Below are 25191 nucleotides of genomic sequence, written 5' to 3' on the forward strand. Positions count from 1 at the left end.
GAAACATAAATTTCTATAGGTTTTATGAGTCTTCTGGTGTCCGTATCGGTGGAGACAATACATCACAGATCATCTCGTGTGAACGAATGCCCTTAAAAAGGACCATCTGTTGGGAGGAAGAGTGTTCGCTAGTTTTAAACCATGTCTATTTTTCCCTTAGATACTCCGGTCAAGCATGATGAAAACTACATCGGGCTCTATTTCGCCCCCCACGCCAAACCGAGACCAATCAAAACGGCGTCAAATCAAAAGCTGACTGTATCAATGTCTGTGTGTAAGGCGTTTCTGGATGACAGAAAATTTTCTCCACATCCCCGGCCTCGACAATCTTACCGTCTTTCATCACGGCAATCCGATGGCTCATGGCGCGGATCACTTTTAAATCGTGACTAATAAAAAGATAACTCAACTGATGACGGGTCTGAAGGCTGCGCAACAAATCAATAATCTCTGCCTGAATTGATCGATCCAGGGCTGAGGTCGGCTCATCCAACACCAGCAACTTTGGATGCAAAACCAGGGCACGCGCAATCGCAATTCGTTGCCGTTGTCCCCCTGAAAATTCATGTGGATATCGATGTCGCCAATCGGGATTCAGCCCCACCTCCTCTAGGATATCAAGGACCATGCGCGCCCTTTTGTCGGGCGTCAGATGGGAACTATGAACGGTCAGCCCCTCGGCAATAATCTGTTCAATCGACAGGCGCGGATTCAAAGACCCAAACGGATCCTGGAAAATAATTTGTATGTGCCGACGAAAGGGTCGCAATTGCTTCATTGTCAAGGCATGCAAATCAGTTATGCCGTCAAATCGAATGGCCCCTCCTTGCAATTCCGTCAGCCGAAGCAACGCATAGGCCAGCGTGCTTTTCCCGGATCCGCTTTCCCCAACGATGCCCAAAGTCTCTCCCCGTTTAAGGGACAAACTGACATCATCAACTGCCCTCAATTCTTCAACTGGTTGAAATGACAAAAATGGCTGCTTTTTCCTGAAATAAGCCTTAATCCCTTTTGCGTCCAGAATCGTATCGGCATGCGGTGGCAATGGGGACGGCACCCCAGAGGGTTCAGAATCCAACAAATGAATCGTATAAGGATGCTGTGGCATGGCAAAAACCGCCTGGGTTTCTCCCTGTTCGACAATCTCCCCAGCCTTCATCACGGCAATACGATTGGACATACGCATAACCATCCCCAGATCATGGCTGATCAACAAAAGGGCCATGTTGAATTGCCGTTGCAATGACTTAATCAGGCCAAGAATATTCGCTTGAATGGTTACGTCCAGCGCCGTTGTCGGTTCATCAGCAATCAGCAATTTAGGTTCGCACGCCAATGCCATCGCAATCATGACACGCTGACGTTGCCCCCCGGAAAGTTGATGCGGATAGGCCTTTAACCGATCAGCGCCATCTGCAAACCCCACCAAATTCAAAAGATCCAAAACCCGCGCATGGGTTTGTTTTCGCGTTAACCCGAAATGAATTTCAAGCGGTTCGCCAATTTGCGTTTCAATTGTATGCAATGGATTGAGCGCCGTCATCGGTTCCTGAAAAATCATGGCAATGTCTTTGCCGCGAACCTTTTGCAAGGTCGATTCAGGCTGCCCCAACAATTCCATTCCCTGAAACTGGATCGATCCACTGGGGTGATAGGCTGTTGGATACGGCAATAATCCCAAAACAGACAGCGCCGTTACCGATTTTCCAGACCCACTTTCCCCAACCAGCGCCAGAGTTTCCCCCTGACCCAGGCTAAACGAAATCCCCTTAACCGCGACATTTTCCTGGAACAGGGAATCTTGATCAAGCTGACGAAACGAAACGCCCAAATTATCCACAACAAGCAATGTCATAGTATGCTTTGCCCCGTAACACCCTGTTGTCTTGGGTCAAAGGCATCACGAACGGCCTCCCCAATAAAAATCAACAAGCTTAACAAAAAAGAGATTGAGAAAAATGCCGTCAACCCCAACCAGGGGGCATGGATATTGTTTTTACCCTGTATCAATAATTCCCCCAACGACGCCGCCCCCGGTGGCAAACCAAACCCAAGAAAATCAAGGGACGTCAGCGTCGTGATGGATCCATTCAAAATAAAAGGCAAATATGTTATCACTGCAACCATCGCATTGGGGAACATGTGGCGAACAATAATTCGAAACGTTGGAACGCCCAAAGCCTCCGCTGCACGAACATAATCAAGGGTGCGTGCCCGAAAAAACTCCGCCCTGACAACGCCAACCAAGGCCATCCAACTAAACAAAAGCATGATCCCTAAAAGCCACCAAAAATGCGGTTCTATCATACTGGACAAGATAATTAACAGATATAAGACAGGAAGGCCGCTCCAAACCTCTATAACGCGTTGAAAGATTAAATCAACCTTTCCACCAAAATAACCCTGTGTTGCGCCCGCAATAATCCCGATGATGGCCGATGAAAATGTCAAAACCAACCCAAATAAAATTGACACGCGAAACCCATAAATCAGCCGGGCCAAAACATCGCGCCCCTGATCATCTGTCCCAAGCCAGTTTTCCAGAGATGGCGGAGCTGGCGCCGGTACAGGCAAATTATAATTAACGGTGTTAATCCCAAACGCAATCGGGGGGAATATCATCCATCCACTTTCACAAATGATGCCCTGAATGGTTGGATCCCTGTAATTTGTATCTGTTTCAAATGTGCCGCCAAAGGTTGTTTCGGGATAGGCGTTAAAAGTTGGATAATAAAAATGACCATTATACGATACGACCAGGGGCTTATCATTCGCAATAAATTCAGCGCCAAGCGTTAGCAGGAAAACAACAACAAAGATCCAAAATGACCAATATCCGCGTTTATTGGCTTTAAATTGCTGTAATCGCCGCTGTGTTAGGGGGCTTAACGTCATGTATTCTTACCCCCGGCTCGAGCTTAGATCAATTCGTCGATCAACCAATGTATACATCAGATCACCGACCAAATGCAGCACCATCCCAAGGATCGTGAACATATACAACGTCCCAAACATAACAGGATAATCCCGGTTCATGGCAGCCTCAAACCCCAAAAGGCCCAGCCCATCTAGGGAAAAAAGAACCTCGATCAACAATGATGCCGTAAATAAAATATGAATAAATGCCGCCGGAAAACCCGCAATCACGATCAGCATCGCATTCCGAAAAACATGCCCATAAAGAACCTGAGTAGCACCCAATCCCTTGGCCCGCGCAGTTGTCACGTACTGTTTATTGATTTCCTCCATAAAGGAATTCTTTGTCAGCAATGTTAATTTGGCAAACCCACACATCACCATCGCCGTAATGGGCAATGCAAGATGCCAAAGATAATCCAGCGCTTTACCACACAAGCTTAAGTTAGCCCAGTTTTCCGATGTTAATCCCCTCAGTGGGAAAATGCTCCAAAAGCTTCCGCCAGCAAAAATAATAATCAGGAAAAGGGCGAACAAAAAGCTGGGGACAGCATAGGCGATAATCACAACCACGCTGGTCCATATGTCAAACGGTGTGCCATTTCTAACGGCTTTTGCAACACCCAATGGAATGGAAAAAAGATAAACGAACAGTGTTGTCCATAACCCAAGGGATATTGATACCGGCATCTTTGCCGCAATCAATGATGCAACACTTTGGTCCTTAAAATAGCTTTTGCCAAAATCAAGCGTCAGATAATTTCCAAGCATTTTGAAAAAACGAACGTGGGCAGGTTTGTCAAAGCCGAATTGAATTTCCAATTCCTTGATAAACTCGGGGTCTATCCCTTGGGATCCGCGGTAAGAATTTTCTTGTTGAAAAGACTGATCTTGTCCAAATGTATCCGACCCTGCCCCGCCGATGCGACTGTCCACGTCGGATGATTGCCCCCGAACCTTTGCAATAATCTGCTGTATTGGTCCACCCGGGGCCGCCTGGATAATGACAAAATTAACCAGCAAAATCCCAAACACGGTCGGGATCATTAACAACAAACGACGTAAAATATAGTCAGTCATACCGCTCTGATACAATAAGAATTATGGGCTCAATCTAGCCGCATTTATTGTCAGTTTATCAGATTGCCGTATCTTTCATAGAACAATATGCCCGGGATGACTGGAAAATTTATTCCTCTCCGTCATCTATGCTCATAGCACCCGGCCACAGATCGTCATTGCCATCGGACTCGTCATCATCATGCTCAATGATATACCCATTCTGGCGCACCAAGGGGGGCCGAATCATGGGCGGAGGGAGCAGCATCGGGTCAACCGCGACCTCTGCTGGCGGATTTACATCAACATCAGAAGCAGCAAACGCGTCGCCTGCGCCCCAAAATAGTCCCATAAACATAAATAGGCGAAGGAAAAGCATGGTAACCTCACGGGCAAAACGTATCATTATCTTTTAGATTATCTTAATAAGATTAATAAATCGTAAAGATGAGCTCCAAAAAAAACGCGCGTTATTTCCAAATTGAATCCCCTGGCATGCCAGAACCAACCGGAGAAATCCCAGGCGATCCCCACGATTGCACCGATGTTTTTTTATCGGTATCAATGTCTTTGCGTATTTTAATCGCTTTTACTTGTTCGTCTGCATTGAATTCTCCGTGATTTTCCCCCTTAAAGAATATAGCTTGATCCGAAATCATTGCCGACAGATTGTTTTCAACAGAACATCCAAAATCCACCATTTCCCCACCCAAGCTATTTTTGCACTTTGGTGAAACAGTCTGGTAACGGTCGATGACAATCTTGATTTCATTTGCCGGCAGGTTATCAATTATTTTCTGACCGTCGCTATAAACACGTTCTTTGCTAAAATCAGCCAGCTGAGCCTTAATCCATTCAACCCGGGCATCCTGCATCGCGCCTTTTTTTGAGATTTCAAAATGGATATGCAACGATGATCGACCGGACAGCTTTCTTTTTAGGGCGTCTTTAATGGCCAATACGCTTTCTTTTTCTGGCACGACATTTGATGCTGCGTAAAACAAGCTGACTTCTTGTTGGGTGTGGATTAATTCGTTGCGTTGGATTTTTGATGGAGGGCTAACATTGCAGCCAGCCACCAACACCAACACAGAAAACAAAGAAACAAAAATCGCCCAATTAATGATTTTCACAAAAACCACCCTCCCTAAAAATAAAAGCCAGCGGAGTCAAATTTATTACTTTGTTGGCCTGGGTTTTCACCCAATTTTTCATCAGGATGATCATCCGTATAATAGGCCACATGCTTGCTTAAAAGTCGTTCGACCATGTTGACGAATTTAATGGCACTGGTCGGATCTGAAAATTTCTCGCTTGCTGAAATGGGTTCCACCAGATAGGGCGTCACAATAATGACTAGCTCACGCCTGGAATCTTTCAATGAATTGGTGCGGAATAACCTGCCAAAAATAGGAATATCCCCAAGGCCTGCATACCCATTTTCGTTGCCATCAGTTTCTTTGTACAAAAGTCCTGCAATCATCAGGCTTTGCCCATTTCCCAATGCAACGGATGTTTCCGCGTTTTTTGTGGATAATCCCGGTAATGCTGTTGCCCCACCTGATGTCGTGCCATCGGGGCCGCTGACCTCGGTTGATAGTTTCAAATGAATGGTGTCGCCCACAACAGTCGGTGTGAATGCCAAGTTAATTCCATACTTCTTGAATTCAACGCTTGATGTCCCCAAAGATCCAGCCGCTGTTTGATAGGGAATTTCCCCGCCCACCGAAAAGCTGGCCGATTTTCCAGAAAGGGCAATTAAATTTGGTTCCGCCAAAATGGTTGCCAGCCCTTCATTTTCCAGAGTTTGAAAAATGGCATTGAGCTTTAAGGCACCCTTTTGAAAATTCAAAAAAGGACCCGTTTGCGAACTGCCAGCCTCTGGTATTATGCCAAAGGCGAAATTTCCCTGTGTCGCGTTTGCCTGCCAATTAACCCCAAGGCTTGTGGAAACTGAACGACTGACCTCTGCAATCTTGACCCGCAAATTGATTTGCATGCTCCTGCTAATGGTCATGTAATTTAAAATCTGCAACCTGCCCTCGATAGTTTTTTCCGCGATATCTTGGATCAATTCCCCGTCTTTTGTTGATTCTATTGATCCTTTCAGCAAAATTCCCGTTGGCAGCTGGACAACCTCCACCTTCGCGGTTGGAACAATCTTCTTTATAATGGCCTGTAACTGACCTGGCTGTCCATTGGATGCCTTAACATAAACAGTCAGTTTTTTAAGGGTTCGCTTGTCCTTTGAAAGGCATAAAATACTTGTTGATCCGGGATTGACGCCAAATATATACAGGCTTCGGCTATCGATAATTTGAACATCGGCAGTCTTTGGATCGGTTATAAAAACCTCGTCAATTTCACTGTCCTGTTGAAAGATGGATGTTTCCCTATGAATGACTTCGATTTCCGCTGTTTGTTCAGCAATGTTTTGGTGATTCAATAAATTGCTTTGGTCATTGTGGATCAGTGAATCGAGCGTTGATTGGGTTTGTTGCGTTATGTTCTTTATGACCCTTGGTTCGATTTTTATGGGATCAAATCTTGCAAAATCAAACTTTGGTTCGTTGATTTCTTTTTTTAAGGGATCCTTTTGCAGGTCCATCTTTTGCTGGCCTTCGCCTTGTTTTTGCGTTGCTGGAAACAGGGCCGAAGACGACGCAAAGCCCATAAACAGGAACAACCATAAAAGAACTGAATTTATAGAGATTAGGTACCGTTTCATAGGATTTTATCCGCGTCTAGCAGGGACTGAGCCTTGTCTCGTTTGTTGGCCACCGTATAGGCCAGCGCCAGGTTGTGACGCTGTTGTTTTGTTGCCCAATCAGCCAATCCAATCGGCTCGAGCAGCGCAAGAGATCGATCGTAATCACCAGAAAATGCCAAAGACAGGCCCAGATTGCTTTTTATCAAAATATCATTTGGGTCCTGCTGCAGAATCTGATGGTACTGCTTTTGCGCCGCCTTATGATCACCCTGCTGATCATAGCTGACAGCCAGGCCATTCAATGCATCCTTATCGTTTGGTTGATTTTTAAGAATAGATTGGAATGTGGTCTGTGCCTCCTTGCTTTTGTACGTCAGCAGATAGGCCTTTCCCAGTTTTTGCTTTGCATGAAATTCCGTATCAAGGGAGGCCGCCCGTTCAAAAAAACCGATGGATTCACCCGCTTGCCCCAAAGCCAGACAAACATCACCCGCATCCATCAAGGCATCGAAATCATTGGGATTGTTGTGTAAAACTTGGGAGTATAAATTTAAAGCCGCATCATATTTTTTTTCGGATTTTGCCCGTTGGGCAGCAGACAGCAAAACATCTTTTTGGGTGGCATGCTGACAGGATGATAGGATCAGAATCATTAATAGCATGCTGAAAATTTCTTGCGATTTAGCTATGAACGAAAGTCTGTTTTGCAAACCCTTAATTCCCAATATATTCAATTTATGATAGCATACCCAATCTATATGCGAAGAAGAAAGGTAAAAATCCACGACATCATAAAACCTATATCTTTGTGTAATTTTTTTATCTAAAATTAATGACAAATCACCGTTAAATCACCCTTTATTTTGCCTATTTTTATTTATCTCATCCTTGTCTTTTTTCTAACAAGCTGCCAAGATTTGGCTCAGAATCAGTCTCTGAACCCGCTTCTGGGGCCAAAGGATATGAAGACACTGACGACAGCGCCGGCGGAACCTTCGGCATCCCTACCCGTTACCGTCAAAAAAATTCCATCAGAACCAGATCTTCCCCAGTCTTTTTTGCAGCCCGTTTCTGTTTCCATCAGCGAAAATGCACCCCTTAAATCCATTTTTATTGAATTGGCCCGTCAAGCCAATGTTGATCTTCAGCTTGACCCCAACATAAACAATGCCATCATTTTTTCAGCCCACCAAAAACCATTTATTCAGGTCATCGAAAGTATTTGTAACCTAGCAGGGTTGCGGTACAAAATTATCGACCAGTCCCTAAAGATTGAGATTGATCAACCCTATGCCGAAAATTACAGCATCCAATTTTTGAACTTGTCCCGGAACAGTCAAAACAAAATATCGATCGCGACAGACGTTTTTTCCAATACGAATTCACAAAAAGCGGCGATCGACAATGGGTCTAACAGTGCCGTAACGGTTACTGGTAACAATGATTTCTGGACAGAACTAGAAGGAAATCTAAAAATCCTGCTGGGTCAAAATCTGAATTCTGATTCAGGTACCGCCACTCACAATGCAACCTATTCCCTGCATAAACAAGGGGGGATTATCACGATTCATGGCACAGCGAAACAGCAAAAGCTGGTTTCAAGCTATTTGGATAAACTTCGAAAAGCGGTGACCAGCCAGGTTTTAATCGAAGCCAAAATCATCGAAGTCACCCTGACCGATGAATTCAAAAGCGGTGTTGATTGGAAAAAAATCGGCAATCGTGGGGACTGGTATTTTAATGGGGAATTCGGCGCCCTTGCCAAAAAGGGTCACTTTATTGACCCAACATCTGCCCACGCAGACATGATCAGCCTGGGTGCAAAGGGGCAAACATTTTCAGCGATCTTGAATGCCCTGCAGGAATTTGGCAGCTCCCGAACGCTATCAAGTCCACGCTTAACCGTGATGAATAATCAAACGGCGATTCTGAAAGTTGCCCAAAACCAGGTTTATTTCCGATTGAATTATGACAAACAATACAGCGCCAATGTCCAACGGGAAAACACCAGCGTTTCAAGCGATATCCAGACTGTTCCGATTGGTTTGGTGATGTCGGTGCAGCCATCCATTGACCATGAAACCGGCGAGGTGATTTTATTTTTGCGGCCGACAGTATCCAGAATGACCCGGTCCGTCGCTGATCCCGCCGTTAGCATCGCGTACAATGCCAATGTCAGCAATACAACAAACACGTCCAATCTGATGGAGGTTAAGCCATCCCTAATTCCGGTGGTAGAGGTCAAGGAGATTGATTCTGTCCTGCGTTTAAAGAATGAAGAAATCGCAGTCCTTGGGGGATTGATGGAGGTTCGTTCACGACAAGATACAACGAAATTGCCGGTTTTGGGCGATATCGTAAAAGACCTATTTAGCGCCCACATGCAAGGGGACGAGGTTGTGGAATTGGTCATCCTGCTGCAGGTTAAAATATTAGAAACAGCCTCCGCCCCGGATGCGGCAGACCAACGGCTTATCCGGTCCTATGTTCCAGACCCAAGGCCATTCCCGGGGGCTGCGGGTTGAGAGCCTAATTCAAGTTGAATTTCTGCCCTTCTGAGTTCATAAGAAACCTGCATGTTCATCCAAAACTTTGGCGTTGTGTTAAAATGATGCGCAAGCTTTATTGCTGTCTCTGCGCTAATCCCTCTTCTCTCGAGGACAATGTCGTTAATACGAGGAGCCGGAACCCCCAACAGGCCCGCAAGCTTCCTAGAGCTCAGCGCCAATGGTTTCATATAGTCTTCGCGTAAAATTTCCCCTGGATGAATGTTCCAAATCATGTGATGCCCTTTCAATGATAATATTTTCCTGCAAAGTCCATAGGCGACAAAATGGCTTTCTGGATGGCCACGCCGCCTTCGTCGGCTCGCCATGACGTCATGGCGAGGAGGGTGAAACCCGACATGGCCATCCAAAATATCTCTCTATTAATCACACAGGAAAATACTGTATTTCAACAAAGTAAGAATGGCCATCTTGCCATACAAAACAAAGTCGATACTGGTTAACCCCAGTTCGATGCAACAAGTCAATAAAACTCAGACAAAAGCAAGTTTCCCTATGGCTTGACCATAGGGTCCAGAGAAAGAAATTGATCTTTATCAACTGGATCCTCCGGTCAAGCCGGAGGAAAACTACGGTGGGGTCTTGTTTTAATACGGCTCTTATGTCGAGCTCGGGTTAGCTAACCCCAGCTTGATATATAACGATACGCATTATAATTCAAGTTTTTTTGCGACAGACGTTATCATTTGTCAAAAATTTTTTGCACTGCTACAATGGCACCAGGTCATTTATAGTACACAGTTGCATGACGACACTTTGGTTCATTTACCTTATTGCTCTTGTTTTTATTGTCTTGTTCCTTATTTTGTATGCTCACATGAAGTATACAGAGTTGCGTATTCATAATCAGCACTTACAAATACAAAATCGCCTTAGCAAAGCAATCCTGGAATCTTTTCCGCTTCCTTGGTGCGCCTGGCATGATGGCGATACTCTTGTTCACTGCTCTCCGGCATTTTATCGGCTTTTGTGCCTTGATCCTGAATATCCGGTACACGTTACAAACATTCAGAAAATCTTTGGAGATTCCCCTTTTAGTCCCTTTCAACAGGCAATCAGCCACCTTCAAAATTTTGGGGGGGATTTTACAGTGCAGATTTCGATTCCCGCCCAATCCCTGCAGGATTATACCGCGCATCATGATCCCCACATTCATTTGGAATTAAAGGGGCGCATCGCGCTTTCCCTTCATGATGAAGAAAAATTACCAGAACAAAGGCTTATCATCCTGACCTTGGCGGATATAACACAAACTCTGATTGAAAAGATCCATTCCCAAACCATTCAAAAAGAAAACCATGATGAACTGGAAATGTTGCACATATTGGCCGATGCTTGTCCGCTTGCTTTGTGGTATCGGGATACAGTTGGACGAATTCAATACTGCAATCTGGCCTATGCGGGCGCTTTGGAAAGTAGCGCTAGCCGTGTTATTGCAGAAAAACAAGAACTCATCGATATATCGCACGCGAACAATACGTATGCTTTGTCGCAAAAAGCCCTTCGGACAAACCAAAAGCAAACGATCAGAACGCATGTTGTGGTTGCAGGGCATAGGCGTTTTCTTGAGATCGCAGAAATTCCCATTCTGGGCCACCATGCAACGGCAGGGCACGTAACCGTTGGATATGCACTGGATCTGACAGAGGTCGAGGAAGCCGCGAATGAATTATTAACTCACACACACGCCCATCACGAAGTACTGGATCAAGTTTCGTCCCCCATTGCCATTTATGGGGCAGATACACGATTGGAATTTTTTAACAATGCCTATGTGAAGCAATTTAATCTGGACGAGAATTGGCTTTATAGCAAGCCCACCTTTGGTGAGATTTTGGAACGTTTGCGTGAAAATCGAATGCTATCTGAGTATTCTAATTTTCCGGAACATAAACGATCAAGGTTAAGTCTGTTCAATAACTTGATATATCCCCTTTATGAAATGATGCACATTCCCAATGGGACGATTTTCAGGTTAATGATTGCCCCTCATCCATTGGGGGGATTACTTTATATGTTTGAAAATGTCACAGACAAGCTTGCCCTGGAGCAGGGGTACAACACGTTGGTCGCCGTGCAAAAAGAAACACTCGATCATCTTTACGAGGGGATCGTTGTGTTCGGCAGCGATAATCGTGTGCGGTTAACCAACCCGGCTATTGGGCAAATATGGCGCCTAACTGACGAGGAACGGTCCCCCAGCAGTCATATCAATGATATCCTTGAAAAGGCAGAGCACCTTTTTAATGATCGCAATGAAAGTCAAATTTGGCGCAAAGAAATGTTGGATATTATCAGCATGCGCCAATCTGTTAATGGGCGGTTCGCGTTTAAAGGCGACCGTCGGTTGGAATATTCATATGTCCCCTTGCCTGATGGATCCCATTTGATGACCTTTGTGGATGTTTCGGACCGTTGGCGTTTTGAACAAGCACTCAAGGAACGGACAGAAACATTGGAACGGGCGGACCGAATAAAATCAGATTTTATATCCCATGTTTCCTATGAATTGCGATCCCCCCTGAATACGATTTCTGGTTTTATGGATATTCTGTCTAATCAGTATTTTGGGACCCTGAATGAACGTCAGCTTGATTACTGCAAAGGAGTTGTGGAATCGGCGGAGCGTTTGCGAAGCCTGGTCAATGATATGATCGACCTAGCTAATATTGAAGCTGGAAAGCTTAGCCTCAATTATCAAGAAACTCCCCTGGATATTTTTTTAACGGGGCTGACGGATCTGGTCCATAGTCGCGCCCAAGACAAGGGCTTTGACATTGAGGTCATTAATGACAGTCAAATTGAGGCTGTTTTCATTGATCGAAAAAGGCTAAAGCATGCCATTTTTAACCTGCTGACCAATGCCATTAAATTCACCAATCCCGGTGGGAAAATCAGCATTATTGCCCAAAAAAGCGGCGACCAAAAGGATTGGTTTTCCATAGCGATTCAGGACAACGGAATCGGCATTAATGATGACGATCAGGAAAAAATATTTAACTTATTCGAACATGGTGCAAACACGCAAAATATGCAGATGGGGGCCGGGCTTGGGCTGCCCTTGGTCAAAAGCCTAATAGAGCTGCATGGCGGGTCGATGACGTTAACATCGGCACCCGGAAAGGGAACGACATTCATGTGCCACTTGCCGATAAACCCCCAATGAAGAAAGGTTAATAAATCGTTAATATTATTGAAATTATCATTATTTTTATTAAAATTCCATTATTGACGTTCATGGTTTCTTTTGAGTAATCTATTGAATAGGTGAATTTTACAATCAACAAGAGAGAGCGCCATCGTGACAGAGCAATCAAAATCTTATCCTTTATGGCAGCCGTCAGAACAGCGCATTAAAGATAGCCTGATGTATAAATTTATGCAGCATTGCGGCCATGCGGACTATGATTCGTTACATCAATGGTCCATCGCATTAATCGAAGATTTCTGGATAAACGTATGGGATTTCTGTGGTGTTATTGCATCCAATCGCGGTGATATTGTCTTGAAAAATCCTGGCGACATAATGAATGCCGAATTTTTCCCAGATGCCCGTCTAAACTATGCCGAAAATCTTTTACGCAGACGTGACGATGAAACAGCGATTGTTTTTTATGGGGAAACTCAGCGAAAGCAAGAAATCAGCTATAAATCCCTTTATAACCAGGTCAGCCAATTGGCGCAACAGCTTCGCGATTGGGGAATACAGCCAGGGGATCGTATTGCAGGATACCTTCCCAATATGCCAGAAGCAATCATTGCGACCCTGGCAACCAGTGCTGTCGGGGCGATATGGTCATCCTGTTCGCCAGATTTTGGGGAAAAAGGGGTTATCGATCGATTTTCCCAGATCGAGCCAAAGATTTTGTTTTCTGCAGATGGATATTTTTATCATGGGAAAGTTTTTAATTGTACAGAACGGCTGCCGGAAATTCTGAAATCCCTGCCAACTGTTCAGCATACCATCATCGTTCCTTATGTTGGGGGTTTTGATCATCCTTATTTGGACTGGAATACTGTATTACAATCACAAACGTCGAACGACATTCAGTTCGAACAGCTTCCCTTTAATCATCCCTTGTTTATCCTGTATTCTTCGGGCACGACGGGCGTTCCAAAATGCATTGTGCATGGTGCCGGCGGTACGTTGTTGCAGCACTTAAAGGAACATCAATTACAAAGCGATATCAAGCCCGATGATCGCGTTTTCTATTTTGCAACCTGCAGTTGGATGATGTGGAACTGGCAGATCAGTGCCTTGGCCAGCAATGCCCAGCTGATACTGTACGACGGATCCCCCATGTACCCAACCAATGACCGGTTGTTCGAAATTGCCGAAGAAACCGGCATGACCCTGTTTGGAACGTCCGCCAAATATCTAAGCGCCCTTCATAAGGCTGTCTTTAAACCAAAAAATGATTTAAGCGCCATCAAGACAATTGCCTCAACAGGTTCAGCATTATCAGAGGAAACCTTTGATTATATTTACGCTGATATCAAATCAGATGTGCATGTGGAATCCGTATCGGGTGGCACAGACATCATCGCTTGTTTTATGATTGGCAACCCAACGCGTCCTGTCTATCGCGGACAATTACAGGGGGCAGGCTTGGGGTTTAAGGTCGACGTGTTTGATGATGACGCGAATCCAATGAAAAGCGGCCAAGGTGAATTGGTTTGCACAGCCCCGTTCCCATCGCGGCCCATTGGTTTTTGGAATGATGCTGACCGTAGAAAATATTTCAAAGCCTATTACAATCGGTATCCCAATGTATGGCATCATGGGGATTTTGTGGAACACACAGCCGAGGATGGATTTATTGTTCATGGGCGTTCAGATGCTGTTTTAAAACCTGGCGGTGTCCGGATTGGAACGGCGGAGATTTATCGCCAAGTGGAACAAATGGACGAGGTTATGGAAAGTCTGGCCGTTGGGCAAAATTGGGATGACGATACACGAATTATTCTGTTTGTTGTGTTGCGTTCTGGTGTGGCACTAACAGATGAATTGACGTTAAAAATCAAATATCAAATTCGAACGCACACAACGCCACGCCATGTGCCGGCAAAAATTTTCCAGGTTAACGATCTGCCCAGAACAAAAAATGGAAAATTAACAGAGATTGCCGTGCGCCAAGTCATCCATGGACAAGCCATCAAAAATAGCGAATCGTTGGCAAACCCAGAATCGTTGGAACAATTTAAGAATCTGAAGTTTGACTAATAAAAGGAAAGCATTGTGTCCTTTTCACATGACTCTCCCCCCACGTCATCCCGCGACTTGATCGCGGGATCTACGAATTTCAGCATGGGCCCCGTGGTCAAGCCACGGGGTGACGGGGAGGAGGAGTCGCAGGAAAGGGTCGATAATGGATTATTGTTAAAAGTCTTGGTAACAGGGGTCGCTGGTTTTATTGGGTTCCATGTTGCCAAGGCTTTGCTGGAACAAGGGCGGGACGTCGTCGGCGTTGATAATCTTAATGCCTATTATGATGTTGCATTAAAGCAGGACCGCCTTGATCTTTTGCATCGCTTTCCAAATTTTCGATTCCACAAGGCGGACATCAGTGACAAGGATTCGATTGCCAATCTTTGGGATGCAGAAAGGGATATCACGCAGGTTGTTCATTTAGCCGGCCAAGCGGGCGTTCGATATTCATTGATTGATCCGTATGCCTATGTCCAAAGCAACCTGCTGGGATTCACGGTTATCCTGGAACAGTGCCGGCATCAATCGAATTTTTCGCACCTTGTTTATGCAAGCTCATCGTCCGTTTATGGCGCTAATCAGGTTATCCCCTTTCACGAGGGTCAGCGAATCGATTTACCCCTGTCGTTCTATGCGGCAACCAAAAGCGCGAATGAATTGATGGCACAGTCATGCCATCATTTATACAATCTTCCCGTTACGGGGCTACGCTTTTTTACTGTGTATGGCCCCTGGGGACGCCCAGATATGGCCTTATTTAAGTTTACAAAGGCTATTTTAGACGACCAACCCATTGACGTTTATAATTATGGAAACATGACCCGTGATTATACCTATATTGATGATATCGTTCAGGGTGTCTTGCTTGCATTGCAACATCGGCCGGCGCAATCCAAGCATGGCATCCATCACCCAATCTATAATTTGGGCAACCATAAGAAAGAGACCCTGCTTTCCTTTATCGCCATGCTGGAAAATGCCTTGGGGAAAAAGGCCATAAAGACTATGCTCCCACCCCAGGCTGGGGATGTCCTGGAAACCCTAAGTGATATTTCGTTGGCTGAAAAAGATTTGGGATATTCACCAAAAACGTCTATGGTTGATGGGATTTCTCGATTTGTGGATTGGTATCGGTCTTATTATGGTGACTAGAATGGTTTATAAAAATGTTGATCAAGTCTCTCCGGAAGAAGCCAAGCTCGAGCTAGAGCATCTTGCCAAAGAAATTTCCCGCCATGATTATTTGTATTATATACTGGCTGTTCCTCTGCTTGCGGACAATGCGTACGATGCCCTCAGGCGGCGCAACACAGACATTGAAAATCGTTTTCCCGACCTGATTCGCCCCGATAGCCCAAGTCATCGCGTTGGTGCCCCGCCCGCGCCTGAATTCGAAAAGGTGACCCATCCTAAACCGATGCTGTCACTGGACAATGCATTTTCGGCCCAGGATGTTGGTGATTTTATTGACCGCGCACGCCGCTTTTTACGGCTTCCAGATGACCATCCACTGCCTATTTCAGCCGAACCTAAAATCGATGGGCTATCAGCGTCGCTTCACTATCAAAATGGCCAATTCGTATTGGGGGCTACCCGCGGGGATGGGTACGTGGGCGAAAACATCACGGCTAATTTAAAAACGGTACGCGATATCCCGCTCATTTTACAGGGGGATGATTATCCAGCAACTCTAGAAGTTCGGGGCGAAGTTTACATGACGCTTCAGGATTTTCAGGCCTTAAACACACGACGCGTGGCGGATGACGAACCCCCCTTTGCCAATCCGCGGAATGCGGCTGCGGGGTCACTGCGTCAGCTGGATCCGCATATCACAGCCCAGCGCCCCTTGCGTTTTTTTGCTTATGCGTACGATGCCGCGCAGCTGCCCGATGGGACGCAGACGAACTGCCTACAATCCCTGAAACGGTGGGGGTTTCAAACGTGTACCGATGTCGCCCTTTGTGACCAACAATCAGATCTGATAACTTATTATGAAAAGATGCAGGAACGTCGTCCCCAATTGCCCTATGAAATTGATGGAGTTGTTTATAAAATAAACGATTTTGGCCTGCAGAATCGATTGGGGACAGTTGGTCGATCGCCACGCCATTCGATCGCGCATAAATTCGCTGCCGAACAAGCTGAAACAATTTTAACAGACATTATTATACAGGTCGGCCGAACTGGTGTTTTGACGCCGGTGGCGATTCTGGAGCCCGTATTTGTTGGGGGCGTCATGGTCAGTCGCGCAACGCTGCATAACGATGATGAAATCCACCGGAAAGATGTTCGGGTTGGTGATGCCGTTATCGTGCAACGGGCCGGCGATGTGATTCCGCAGGTTGTTCAGGTGATTCTGGCCAAACGCCCACCAACCAGCGTGCCATTTCAGTTTCCGACCCTTTGCCCCGAATGCGGCGGACATGTGATCCAGGCCGATGGTCAGGTTGCCAAAAGGTGCGGCAACAGTTTTATGTGCCCGGCACAAGCCATCCAAAAGCTAAAGCATTTCGTCAGTCGCGATGCATTCGATATTGATGGTCTGGGTGGAAAGCATATCGAAAATTTTTATAATGCCGGCTTGATTCGAACACCCGTTGACATTTTTACCCTAGAGGACCGGGATAAGCTGTCCAAAACGCCGCTTTCCACTGTCGAGGGGTGGGGGGATTTATCAAGCGCCAACCTGTTTAACGCCATTAATCAGCGTCGCAAAATTAGCCTCGATCGGTTTATTTATGCACTGGGGATCCCCCAAATTGGGCACGTTACAGCTAAACTGTTGGCGAAGCATTATGGGGCGCTGGATATTTTTTTGGCGTCCGATCACGATGACCTGCTCACGATCGAGGGGATTGGCCCAAACATGGCCGACGATATTGCGGCCTTTCTTCAAAGCCCGGAACAACGGACTGTTGTTGATAACTTGCAAAGCCTGATAGTGATTCAGCCATTCCAAGAAACACGCCAGACGGAATCCCCTATTGCCGGAAAGATTATCGTGTTTACGGGGAGCCTAGAAACCCTAAGCCGGGGCGAAGCCAAAGCACAAGCCGAACGCCTTGGCGCAAAGGTTACAGGGTCGGTTTCCAAGAAAACGGATTATGTTGTGGCCGGTAGTGATTCGGGGAGCAAGCTAAAAACAGCCCAACAATTAGGGGTCAGCGTATTGACAGAGGATGATTGGCTAAAAATCGTCAAGGGGTAAAGCAAAAGACCAATGCAGCAGAAAAGACAGGCTTGCCTTTCTTAAACGTTCAGGATAGTATTTAAACACTGTCGGAACGTAGCGCAGCCTGGTAGCGCACTATTCTGGGGGGATAGGGGTCGTGGGTTCGAATCCCGCCGTTCCGACCATTTGCCCGACCATTTGTTCAGGTATTTTACTATCTTCCCCCGATTCCATTTCTTTCTTTACCTTGCCATAGGCATGAATGCTTGCGGGGATCAGGCCAACATAGGCCAACCCAATGGCGAACAATGTAAGCCAAGGCTGACTATAGAACGATACAGCCACAACCAACACGGTCAACATAAGCGGCAAAACAAGTCTGTGCGGCACTTGGACTTTTTTAAACGCAAAGGTTGGGATTCGGCTTACCAATAATCCACCGGTGGCAACCAAAAAAACTGCATAAAAATAGGGTGAATACAAAAAGGGAGTCGTGAATTCCTGCTGGATAATGATCGGCATCAGGGCAAGAAACGCCCCCGCTGGTGCCGGCACACCTGTAGCAAATTCATGTGACCAGGTTGGGGCATTACCCTCTATATCGCGGGTATTAAAACGGGCAAGCCTAAGCGCCATGCAAACCGTAAAAAATAATACGATTCCCCATCCCACACGCCCCAATTGATTAAGGCCGCGCAAATAGATAACAAGGGCTGGCGCTGCCCCAAAATTCAGTAGGTCTGACAAGGAATCCAATTCCGCCCCAAAGCGGCTTGTGCTACCCAATAAACGGGCAACACGTCCGTCAACGCCATCAAAAAAACCAGCCAGCAATATAACAATGACGGCCAAATCCCAACGTTCTGAAAGCGCCAGGGAAATAGAGGTCATTCCACAACACAACGCCAAGACCGTAACCATATTTGGTGCAATAGCAGCCAAAGACAAGTATTTCGACTGTTGTGCTTGATTGAATCGCTGTTTAAAATGACCGGGCACGTGGTCGCTTTGACCTTTGTGCCCCTCACTGTTGTGCTGGCGGTGTTTTTTGCTCATTATACAATAAGACCTTGTCGTGCGGGTTCACTGCTTTGAAGGTCGGCCAAAACCGTTTCTCCGGCTAGAACTCTTTGCCCTTCTATGACAAGCGGGTTCGCACCTTTTGGAAGATAAACATCCATCCGGCTGCCAAATCGAATCAGTCCATAAATGGCGCCAGTGTTGACCTTGTCGCCCTCTTTTGCATCGCATCGAATGCGGCGTGCAATAAGGCCTGCTATTTGAACAAAAGCCATAGACCTGCGTCCAGTTTCTGCACTGACGAATGATTGTGACGCATCGCCATCGTTTAAATTCAGGAACTGGTTCAATGTATCATCGCCTTCTGTTCCGGATTTTTGTTCTACTAGGGCCTCCGATGCTTTCTTTGACTTCTTGGATGGGGCCGCAGGGATTTTTTCAGCACCCAGGGTTACACAATCTGTTACATCATCCAAATCAAGAACAATCACGTTTCTTTCATTGAGGTCGCTTGCTTTATCCAATGATGCGTTGAAAAATTTTCCTGCATGATAAAGGACCTTGCGAACTGTTCCCTTGATTGGGATGCGGTTAATATGAACATCGAAAACATTCAGAAAAATACTAACGCGAACAAGTGGATCGGTTCCGATGTCCCAATCTTCCGGCGGGACTATTTCCTTTACGGCCACAATTTTACCGTCTGCGGGGCTGATAATAAGGCCATCCCGTGCCGGTGTAACGCGTGCAGGATTGCGAAAGAAATAAAAACACCATCCCGTTAGGATCGCCCCAATCCATCCCAGAGTCGGAGAGAACAGAGAGAACAATATGGTGATACCAGCAAAAATAGCAACAAAACGCCAGCCTTCAGGGTGAATAAGATGTGCAAAAAACATATAAAAACTTCCAAATTAAAATGGTTAATGTAAAAAGCATACCTGAAAAAAAACAAAACGTACACCAATTATGCCCTATCTGTCAGAGTCATGGGCTTGGATGGACTGGGCGGTAAACTTGGAAATTTCTTGACTTTTATCCAAAAAAATGTTAGGCACAGGTGTTCATCCATAATTCATAAGAATAAAGTAAAGGCTTCGTAATATTTTGACTAAAATTGTATCCACTTCTCATATCCCTGTTTTATTAAAAGAAATGCTTTCGGCGCTTCAGCCGACTGTGGGGGAAACCTATGTGGATGCAACATTTGGGGGTGGCAGTTACACCCGCGCCATTTTGGACGCTGCTGATTGCAAAGTCGTTGCCGTCGATCGGGACCCAGCAGCCGCACAGCGCGCGAATCAGTTTCGCGATCAGTACGGTGACCGATTTGACTTTGTTTCGGGTTGCTTTGGGGATTTGGATCAAATTCTGCCAGTCCAAAAATATAATGGCTTTGTCTTTGATTTTGGGGTGTCATCTTTTCAGCTTGATGATCCAGACCGGGGATTTTCTTTCCGTTTTTCCGGCCCCCTTGATATGCGCATGTCCGACACTGGCATAACCGCCGCTGATGTTGTCAATACGTTCACTCAGGAAGACATAGCTGCCATTCTTTGGACGTATGGCGAGGAACAAAAATCCCGTCGTATTGCAGCTGCCATTGTGGAGAAAAGACAAGAAAAACTATTTGAGACTACTTTGGAATTGGCCGAACTGGTCAGACGCATCGTTAGACGCAAAGATGGCTTAGATCCTGCCACGTTAACCTTTCAGGGCTTGCGAATCTTTGTAAATAATGAGTTAATGGAGATAGATAAGGCCCTAAAAAAAACCCCATCCCTGCTAGCTGTCGGAGGAAAAATCGTGACGGTCGCTTTTCATGCCTTAGAAGACCGATTGGTAAAAAATTGGATACGGTCCGGTTGCGTCCTGACTGTAGAACAAGCATCCTTTGAATTAAAGCCACTGATCACCAAGGTCGTTCGCCCATCGGATGCCGAAATGACGATCAATCCACGCAGCCGATCGGCAAAATTGCGTGTTGCACACCTTGTACCCACACGATTTGGTGGTGGCATAAAATGATTCGGAGTTCGACGATTTTTGTTACAGGGTTATGTTTGTTTATTGCGCTTATTTTATTTCGCGTTAAGTACGAGGTTATGGCCCTGGAACTGCAGCATCGTCAAATCAATCGAACGATCCAGGAAACAAAAGAAACGCTCCACATTTTAAAGGCCGAATGGGCCCTGTTAAACGAACCGGCACGCTTGCAACGATTAGCTGTAAAGTATTTACCAGGGATGAAGCCCCTGAAAAGTGCGCAGTTGATTTCGTTCGACGACTTATTGGGGGGCGAGGCTGGATATGACAAAGCTGCACTGGAAGACCTTATCGCAGAGGCCACGATTAACAATGATGCGCAAGCAAAACATGATAAAGATTAGGCGTTTTCAATGAAATATCTTATCAAACGTCCGTTTGTTCGACTGTCGAAACATCTTAACCTGTGGCATGAGGCATTGCACCATCGGGGTCTGCTTGATATGGCGCGCCAGCGGATGCTTGTTGCCAGTGGCTTGATGTCGTTGGCCTTTTTATTAATATGCGTTCGGCTTGTCGATGTGATGGTTTTTCGCGATAAAAAGACCTTTGATGAGGCGCCAATCACGCATGAAAATACGTTGCCCCGCGCTGACATTGTTGATCGAAATGGTGAAATTCTGGCAACACATTTGGTGACGGCATCGCTGTATGCGAATCCAAAGGTTATCATTAATGCCAAAGAAGCCGCCCAAAAACTGGCCAAGGTTCTGCCCAATGTGACGGTCGAAACGTTGTTTCAACGGCTGACATCAAACAAGGGGTTCGTGTGGCTTTCCCGTCATGTTCCCCCAAAGCTCCAGGACCAAATCAACCATCTGGGCATCCCGGGTGTTTATTTACAAAAAGATCATAAGCGTGTTTATCCCTATGGGGCGTTGGCGTCCCATGTTTTGGGAATGTGCGGGGTGGACAGCAATGGTCTTTCTGGCACAGAAAAATTCTTTGATGTTAAGCTCCGCAAAAACAAAGAACCGCTCAAAATATCCCTGGATATTCGTGTTCAGCATATTGTTCACGATGAACTGACCAATGCGATGGCCGAATTCAATGCTATCGGTGGACATGCCATGGTTATGGATGCCAAAACGGGGGAAATGTTGGCGATGGTGTCATTGCCCGGCATTGATCCGAACATGCCCAATCAAGATACGGCGAATAATAAAGCGGCATCAAAAGATACATACAATCGAAATACCCTTGGTGTATACGAACCGGGCTCCACCTTTAAAATCCTGAATATTGCGATCGCGTTAGAGGCCGGAAGCGCCACAACCAACAGTCGGTATGATGCCCGTCATGCGGTTCAAATTGGTCGTTTTAAGGTCAATGATTTCAAGGGGAAAGGCCGTGAATTGTCCCTAACAGAAGCATTTGTGTATTCATCCAATATCGCGGCCATTAAAATTGCCCAGGAATTTGGAACAAAAACCCAAAAATCCTATATGAAAAAGTTTGGTATTCTAACCCCCACAACCATAGAGGTTCCAGAGATCGGTCAGCCCCTGATTCCGGCAAACTGGACCGATGTCACCGCAATGACAGTATCTTATGGGTATGGCGTGTCTGTGACCCCGCTTCAGCTTTTGTCCACGGTTAATAATATTGTGGGAAATGGAATTCCGTGTCAGCCAACCTTTGTGTATAAAAATGCATCAGATCGCCAGGCAGTGATTGCGGCCAACCAACAAAAAGAACGAATCGTGTCAGAAAAAACATCGAAAACCATCCGCAATTTGATGCGACTTGTCGTTGGCGAAGGAACAGCCAAAAAAGCAGACATCGAAGGGTATTCCGTTTTTGGCAAAACAGGAACCGCCTATCAGGCCAAGGGGAAAAGCTACAAAGATAAATCTCGCTGGACCACGTTTATTGGCGGATTCCCATTGGATGAACCCCAGTATGTTCTTTTGATCACGCTTGATGATCCAAAACCCACCAAAACAACACATGGTTACGCAACGGCCGGGTGGAATGCGGCACCAACTGCCGGTAAAATTATTGCCAGAATGGGCCCCATCTTGGGGGTTCAACCTGATTACGAGGAGGTCATAAATCCTCTGGCATCCAACATGGCACAATGGGTTAACACAAGTCATAAATTGACAAACTAGGGAGGCATTATGTTCGCAAGATACCTAAACCCCAAAAACGATATTGCTTTTAAGCGCATCTTTGGCACAGAAAAGAACAAGGATATCTTGATCGCCTTTCTGAATGACATGATTGATTTCAGGGGTGGCGGACCTGTGACCAATGTCACTTTCCTAAAAACGATCCAGGAACCAGAGATCGCCATCCAAAAAACAAGCATTGTTGATATTCTGTGCGAGGATCCACAAGGCAACAAATGGATCGTTGAAATGCAGGTAGCCTGGGACGAGAGCTTTAAAAAGCGCGCCCAATATTATGCAGCAAAGGCATACATCGCCCAAATGGCAATCAAAGCTGAATATCACAATCTAAAAGAGGTGATTTTTTTGGCCATCACCGATTTTATTATGTTTCCCCACAAGAAGGCATATAAGTCTGACCATGTTATTTTGGACCGCAATAGTCACGAACATGATCTGAGGGATTTTTCTTTTACGTTTCTAGAATTGCCAAAGCTAAAAAATAAAACCTTTGATGAATCAATGACAATGATCGAAAAATGGGCCTATTTCTTTAACAATGCAGACACAGCACCAAAGAATGAGACAGCCAAGATTATTGCCGATTATGCAATCTTGCAGCGCGCATATCATGAATTGAACAGCTTTGACTGGAGCGAGGATGAATTGCAGGCCTATGAACGGGCTGAAAAAATAGAAGCCGACTATTGGAACATTATGAATCAAAGATTCAGACAGGGCATGGCAAAGGGAATAGAGGAAGGTATTGAGAAGGGTATTGAGAAGGGTCGAGAGGAAGGTCGAGAGGAAGGTCGAGAGGAAGGCGAAAAGCGCGCTCAACAAGCCATGGCCCAAAAGATGTTCGATTCTGGCCTAGAGAAAACTGTCATCTCGCAAATAACGGGATTGTCAGCAGATCGACTTAACAGGATTCTTGATGGAAACACATAAACAAACCATCACGTGTGATTCCCGTCTTGTGTCGCCGTCCGATTTGTTTGTGGTGATTCCATGTGCGCGGAACCTTTCTAATGCACAGGATGCAATCAAGGCAGGGGCAACCACAATCGTGGCGGTGCCTTCCCTGTGCGATTCTTTGGCCGCATCAAATCCCACAATCCGATTCATCAAAACAGATAATCCACGTTTAGCTTTATCACTGTTGGCTGGTGCTTTTTATAAAAAGCAACCCCGCATCCTTGTTGCTGTAACGGGGACGAATGGAAAAAGTTCCGTTGTGAACATGCTTCGTCAGTTTTGGGAGGGGGCTGGATTCAGTGCGGCAAGCCTTGGGACCTTGGGTCTTGCGTCAAAAAATTTGGATATATCGTTGCCATCCCTGACAACACTAGACCCGCTTACTCTACATAAAACCCTGGCCGAATTATATACTAGGGATATTCAGCATCTGGCGCTGGAGGCATCAAGCCACGGCCTGGATCAATACCGCCTGCATGGTGTTACGCTGTCGGCCGCTGCCTTTACGAACCTAAGTCACGATCATCTGGATTATCATGGGACGTTGGATGCGTATTTCGCCGCAAAAGCCAAGCTGTTTACCGAGATTCTGCCCGATGGAAGCCCCGTTGTTTTGAACCAAGATTCCCCATTTTATGAAAAGCTATCGACACTTTGTTTGGGGAGGAACCACAGGGTTATTTCGTATAGCTTGACCAGATCTGCGTTTTTACAGGCGACAAACATTGCAACCACCGAACACTCCATTTCATTTGATTTGTCGATCGATGGAATATTTTATCCGACACAAGCCATTCCCCTGGTTGGTCTTTTTCAATTGGAAAATGTTTTGTGTGCGATGGGGTTGGCCATTGCAACGGGGCTGCCAGTTTCCGCAATCCTTAAAACCCTGTCGACCCTTTTAACTGTCCCCGGGCGTTTAGAATATGTGGGCAGCAAAAATAACGCCCCCGTTTATGTGGATTATGCCCACACGCCCGATGCCCTGGAAAATGTCCTGAAAAGCCTACGCCGTCATACCCTTGGTAAATTATGGGTAGTCTTTGGCTGCGGGGGCAATCGGGATGCATCCAAACGCCCCAAAATGGGTGCCATTGCCGCCGCCCTTGCTGATATGGTTATTGTCACAAATGATAATCCACGACATGAAAATGCTGACGACATTCGGGATCAGATCCTGAAATCTTGTCCCCTGGCAAAAAATATTGAAAACAGAAGCGATGCGATACACTATGCGATTACAAATCTTGCGATAGGCGATGTATTGTTAATTGCCGGCAAGGGACACGAGCAGGGGCAAATTATTGGCGATATAATTCACCCCTTTGATGATCGGGTAGAGGCGCTGAAATATTTGTGTGCATAATCGAATTATAACACTTCGGCATCAGATCAATAGA

At 45.8% G+C, this 25191-nt stretch carries 21 protein-coding genes and 1 tRNA gene; 13 read left to right on the forward strand and 9 right to left on the reverse strand.

Translation table 11 applies throughout. From position 1 onward, the window contains the following. Positions 1–229: 229 nt before the first annotated feature. The 7 genes from NTX76_03235 to NTX76_03265 all read right to left on the reverse strand — a co-directional run bounded on the left by NTX76_03235 (position 230) and on the right by NTX76_03265 (position 7347). The gene (locus tag NTX76_03235) at positions 230–1855 is read right to left on the reverse strand and encodes an ABC transporter ATP-binding protein (protein MCX7338282.1); all 1626 of its coding nucleotides are present in this window, start codon (positions 1853–1855) and stop codon (positions 230–232) included. Then, positions 1852–2895 carry an ABC transporter permease gene (locus NTX76_03240; protein MCX7338283.1) on the reverse strand — a complete coding sequence of 348 codons (1044 nt, stop codon included), beginning with the start codon at positions 2893–2895 and terminating at the stop codon, positions 1852–1854. The genes NTX76_03235 and NTX76_03240 overlap by 4 nt, the downstream gene beginning before the upstream one ends. Before the next feature lie 6 nt (positions 2896–2901). After that, entirely contained in the window at positions 2902–3996 is a 1095-nt protein-coding gene (gene yejB, locus NTX76_03245; protein MCX7338284.1) for a microcin C ABC transporter permease YejB, read from the reverse strand. 109 nt (positions 3997–4105) lie between these two features. Further along, a complete protein-coding gene (locus NTX76_03250; protein ID MCX7338285.1) occupies positions 4106–4381 on the reverse strand; it encodes a hypothetical protein in 276 nt (91 codons plus the stop codon). Between the two features lie 64 nt (positions 4382–4445). Further along, positions 4446–5108: a hypothetical protein gene (locus tag NTX76_03255; protein MCX7338286.1), complete on the reverse strand. Its 663-nt coding sequence runs from the start codon at positions 5106–5108 to the stop codon at positions 4446–4448. Between the two features lie 14 nt (positions 5109–5122). Beyond that, entirely contained in the window at positions 5123–6649 is a 1527-nt protein-coding gene (locus NTX76_03260) for a type II and III secretion system protein family protein (protein ID MCX7338287.1), read from the reverse strand. Positions 6650–6699: 50 nt separating this feature from the next. Beyond that, positions 6700–7347, reverse strand: coding sequence for a tetratricopeptide repeat protein (locus NTX76_03265; GenBank protein MCX7338288.1), 648 nt, complete (start codon positions 7345–7347; stop codon positions 6700–6702). A gap of 300 nt (positions 7348–7647) precedes the next feature. On the opposite strand from NTX76_03265, the gene NTX76_03270 reads away from it, so the two are divergent. Beyond that, entirely contained in the window at positions 7648–9210 is a 1563-nt protein-coding gene (locus NTX76_03270) for a hypothetical protein (protein MCX7338289.1), read from the forward strand. Here NTX76_03270 and NTX76_03275 read toward each other — a convergent pair. Further along, complete coding sequence (locus NTX76_03275; protein MCX7338290.1) at positions 9168–9467, reverse strand: HigA family addiction module antitoxin; 300 nt, start codon at positions 9465–9467, stop codon at positions 9168–9170. The two genes, NTX76_03270 and NTX76_03275, sit on opposite strands and share 43 nt — an antisense overlap. Before the next feature lie 530 nt (positions 9468–9997). Between NTX76_03275 and NTX76_03280 the strand changes: the two genes are divergently transcribed. From NTX76_03280 to NTX76_03310, 7 genes are all read left to right on the forward strand, one after another. Next, positions 9998–12418, forward strand: a complete 2421-nt coding sequence (locus NTX76_03280; GenBank protein ID MCX7338291.1) for an ATP-binding protein — start codon at positions 9998–10000, stop codon at positions 12416–12418. Positions 12419–12553: 135 nt separating this feature from the next. Beyond that, a complete protein-coding gene (locus tag NTX76_03285; protein ID MCX7338292.1) occupies positions 12554–14476 on the forward strand; it encodes an acetoacetate--CoA ligase in 1923 nt (640 codons plus the stop codon). Positions 14477–14491: 15 nt separating this feature from the next. Continuing rightward, positions 14492–15613, forward strand: coding sequence for an NAD-dependent epimerase/dehydratase family protein (locus NTX76_03290; GenBank protein MCX7338293.1), 1122 nt, complete (start codon positions 14492–14494; stop codon positions 15611–15613). Position 15614: 1 nt separating this feature from the next. Continuing rightward, the gene (ligA, locus tag NTX76_03295; GenBank protein MCX7338294.1) at positions 15615–17669 is read left to right on the forward strand and encodes an NAD-dependent DNA ligase LigA; all 2055 of its coding nucleotides are present in this window, start codon (positions 15615–15617) and stop codon (positions 17667–17669) included. Positions 17670–17741: 72 nt separating this feature from the next. Beyond that, a tRNA-Pro gene (locus NTX76_03300) sits at positions 17742–17818 on the forward strand. 326 nt (positions 17819–18144) lie between these two features. After that, positions 18145–18318 carry a hypothetical protein gene (locus NTX76_03305; protein ID MCX7338295.1) on the forward strand — a complete coding sequence of 58 codons (174 nt, stop codon included), beginning with the start codon at positions 18145–18147 and terminating at the stop codon, positions 18316–18318. A 90-nt stretch (positions 18319–18408) separates the two neighbouring features. Continuing rightward, positions 18409–18603, forward strand: coding sequence for a hypothetical protein (locus NTX76_03310; GenBank protein ID MCX7338296.1), 195 nt, complete (start codon positions 18409–18411; stop codon positions 18601–18603). Between the two features lie 85 nt (positions 18604–18688). Here the strand turns inward: NTX76_03310 and NTX76_03315 are convergent, their stop codons facing one another. Then, entirely contained in the window at positions 18689–19552 is an 864-nt protein-coding gene (locus NTX76_03315) for a phosphatidylserine decarboxylase (protein MCX7338297.1), read from the reverse strand. Positions 19553–19769: 217 nt separating this feature from the next. Between NTX76_03315 and rsmH the strand changes: the two genes are divergently transcribed. Genes rsmH through NTX76_03340 form a run of 5 tightly spaced genes read left to right on the forward strand, consistent with a single transcriptional unit; the run spans position 19770 to position 25157 of the window. After that, complete coding sequence (rsmH, locus tag NTX76_03320) at positions 19770–20681, forward strand: 16S rRNA (cytosine(1402)-N(4))-methyltransferase RsmH (protein MCX7338298.1); 912 nt, start codon at positions 19770–19772, stop codon at positions 20679–20681. Then, positions 20678–21043, forward strand: coding sequence for a hypothetical protein (locus tag NTX76_03325; protein ID MCX7338299.1), 366 nt, complete (start codon positions 20678–20680; stop codon positions 21041–21043). Before rsmH ends, NTX76_03325 begins: the two co-directional genes overlap by 4 nt. A 9-nt stretch (positions 21044–21052) precedes the next feature. Further along, entirely contained in the window at positions 21053–22813 is a 1761-nt protein-coding gene (locus NTX76_03330; GenBank protein ID MCX7338300.1) for a penicillin-binding protein 2, read from the forward strand. A gap of 9 nt (positions 22814–22822) precedes the next feature. Beyond that, positions 22823–23764: an Rpn family recombination-promoting nuclease/putative transposase gene (locus tag NTX76_03335; GenBank protein MCX7338301.1), complete on the forward strand. Its 942-nt coding sequence runs from the start codon at positions 22823–22825 to the stop codon at positions 23762–23764. Beyond that, positions 23751–25157 carry a UDP-N-acetylmuramoyl-L-alanyl-D-glutamate--2,6-diaminopimelate ligase gene (locus NTX76_03340; GenBank protein MCX7338302.1) on the forward strand — a complete coding sequence of 469 codons (1407 nt, stop codon included), beginning with the start codon at positions 23751–23753 and terminating at the stop codon, positions 25155–25157. Before NTX76_03335 ends, NTX76_03340 begins: the two co-directional genes overlap by 14 nt. Positions 25158–25191: the final 34 nt, after the last annotated feature.

The organism is Alphaproteobacteria bacterium, from assembly GCA_026400645.1.
GTDB lineage: Bacteria > Pseudomonadota > Alphaproteobacteria > Paracaedibacterales > CAIULA01 > JAPLOP01.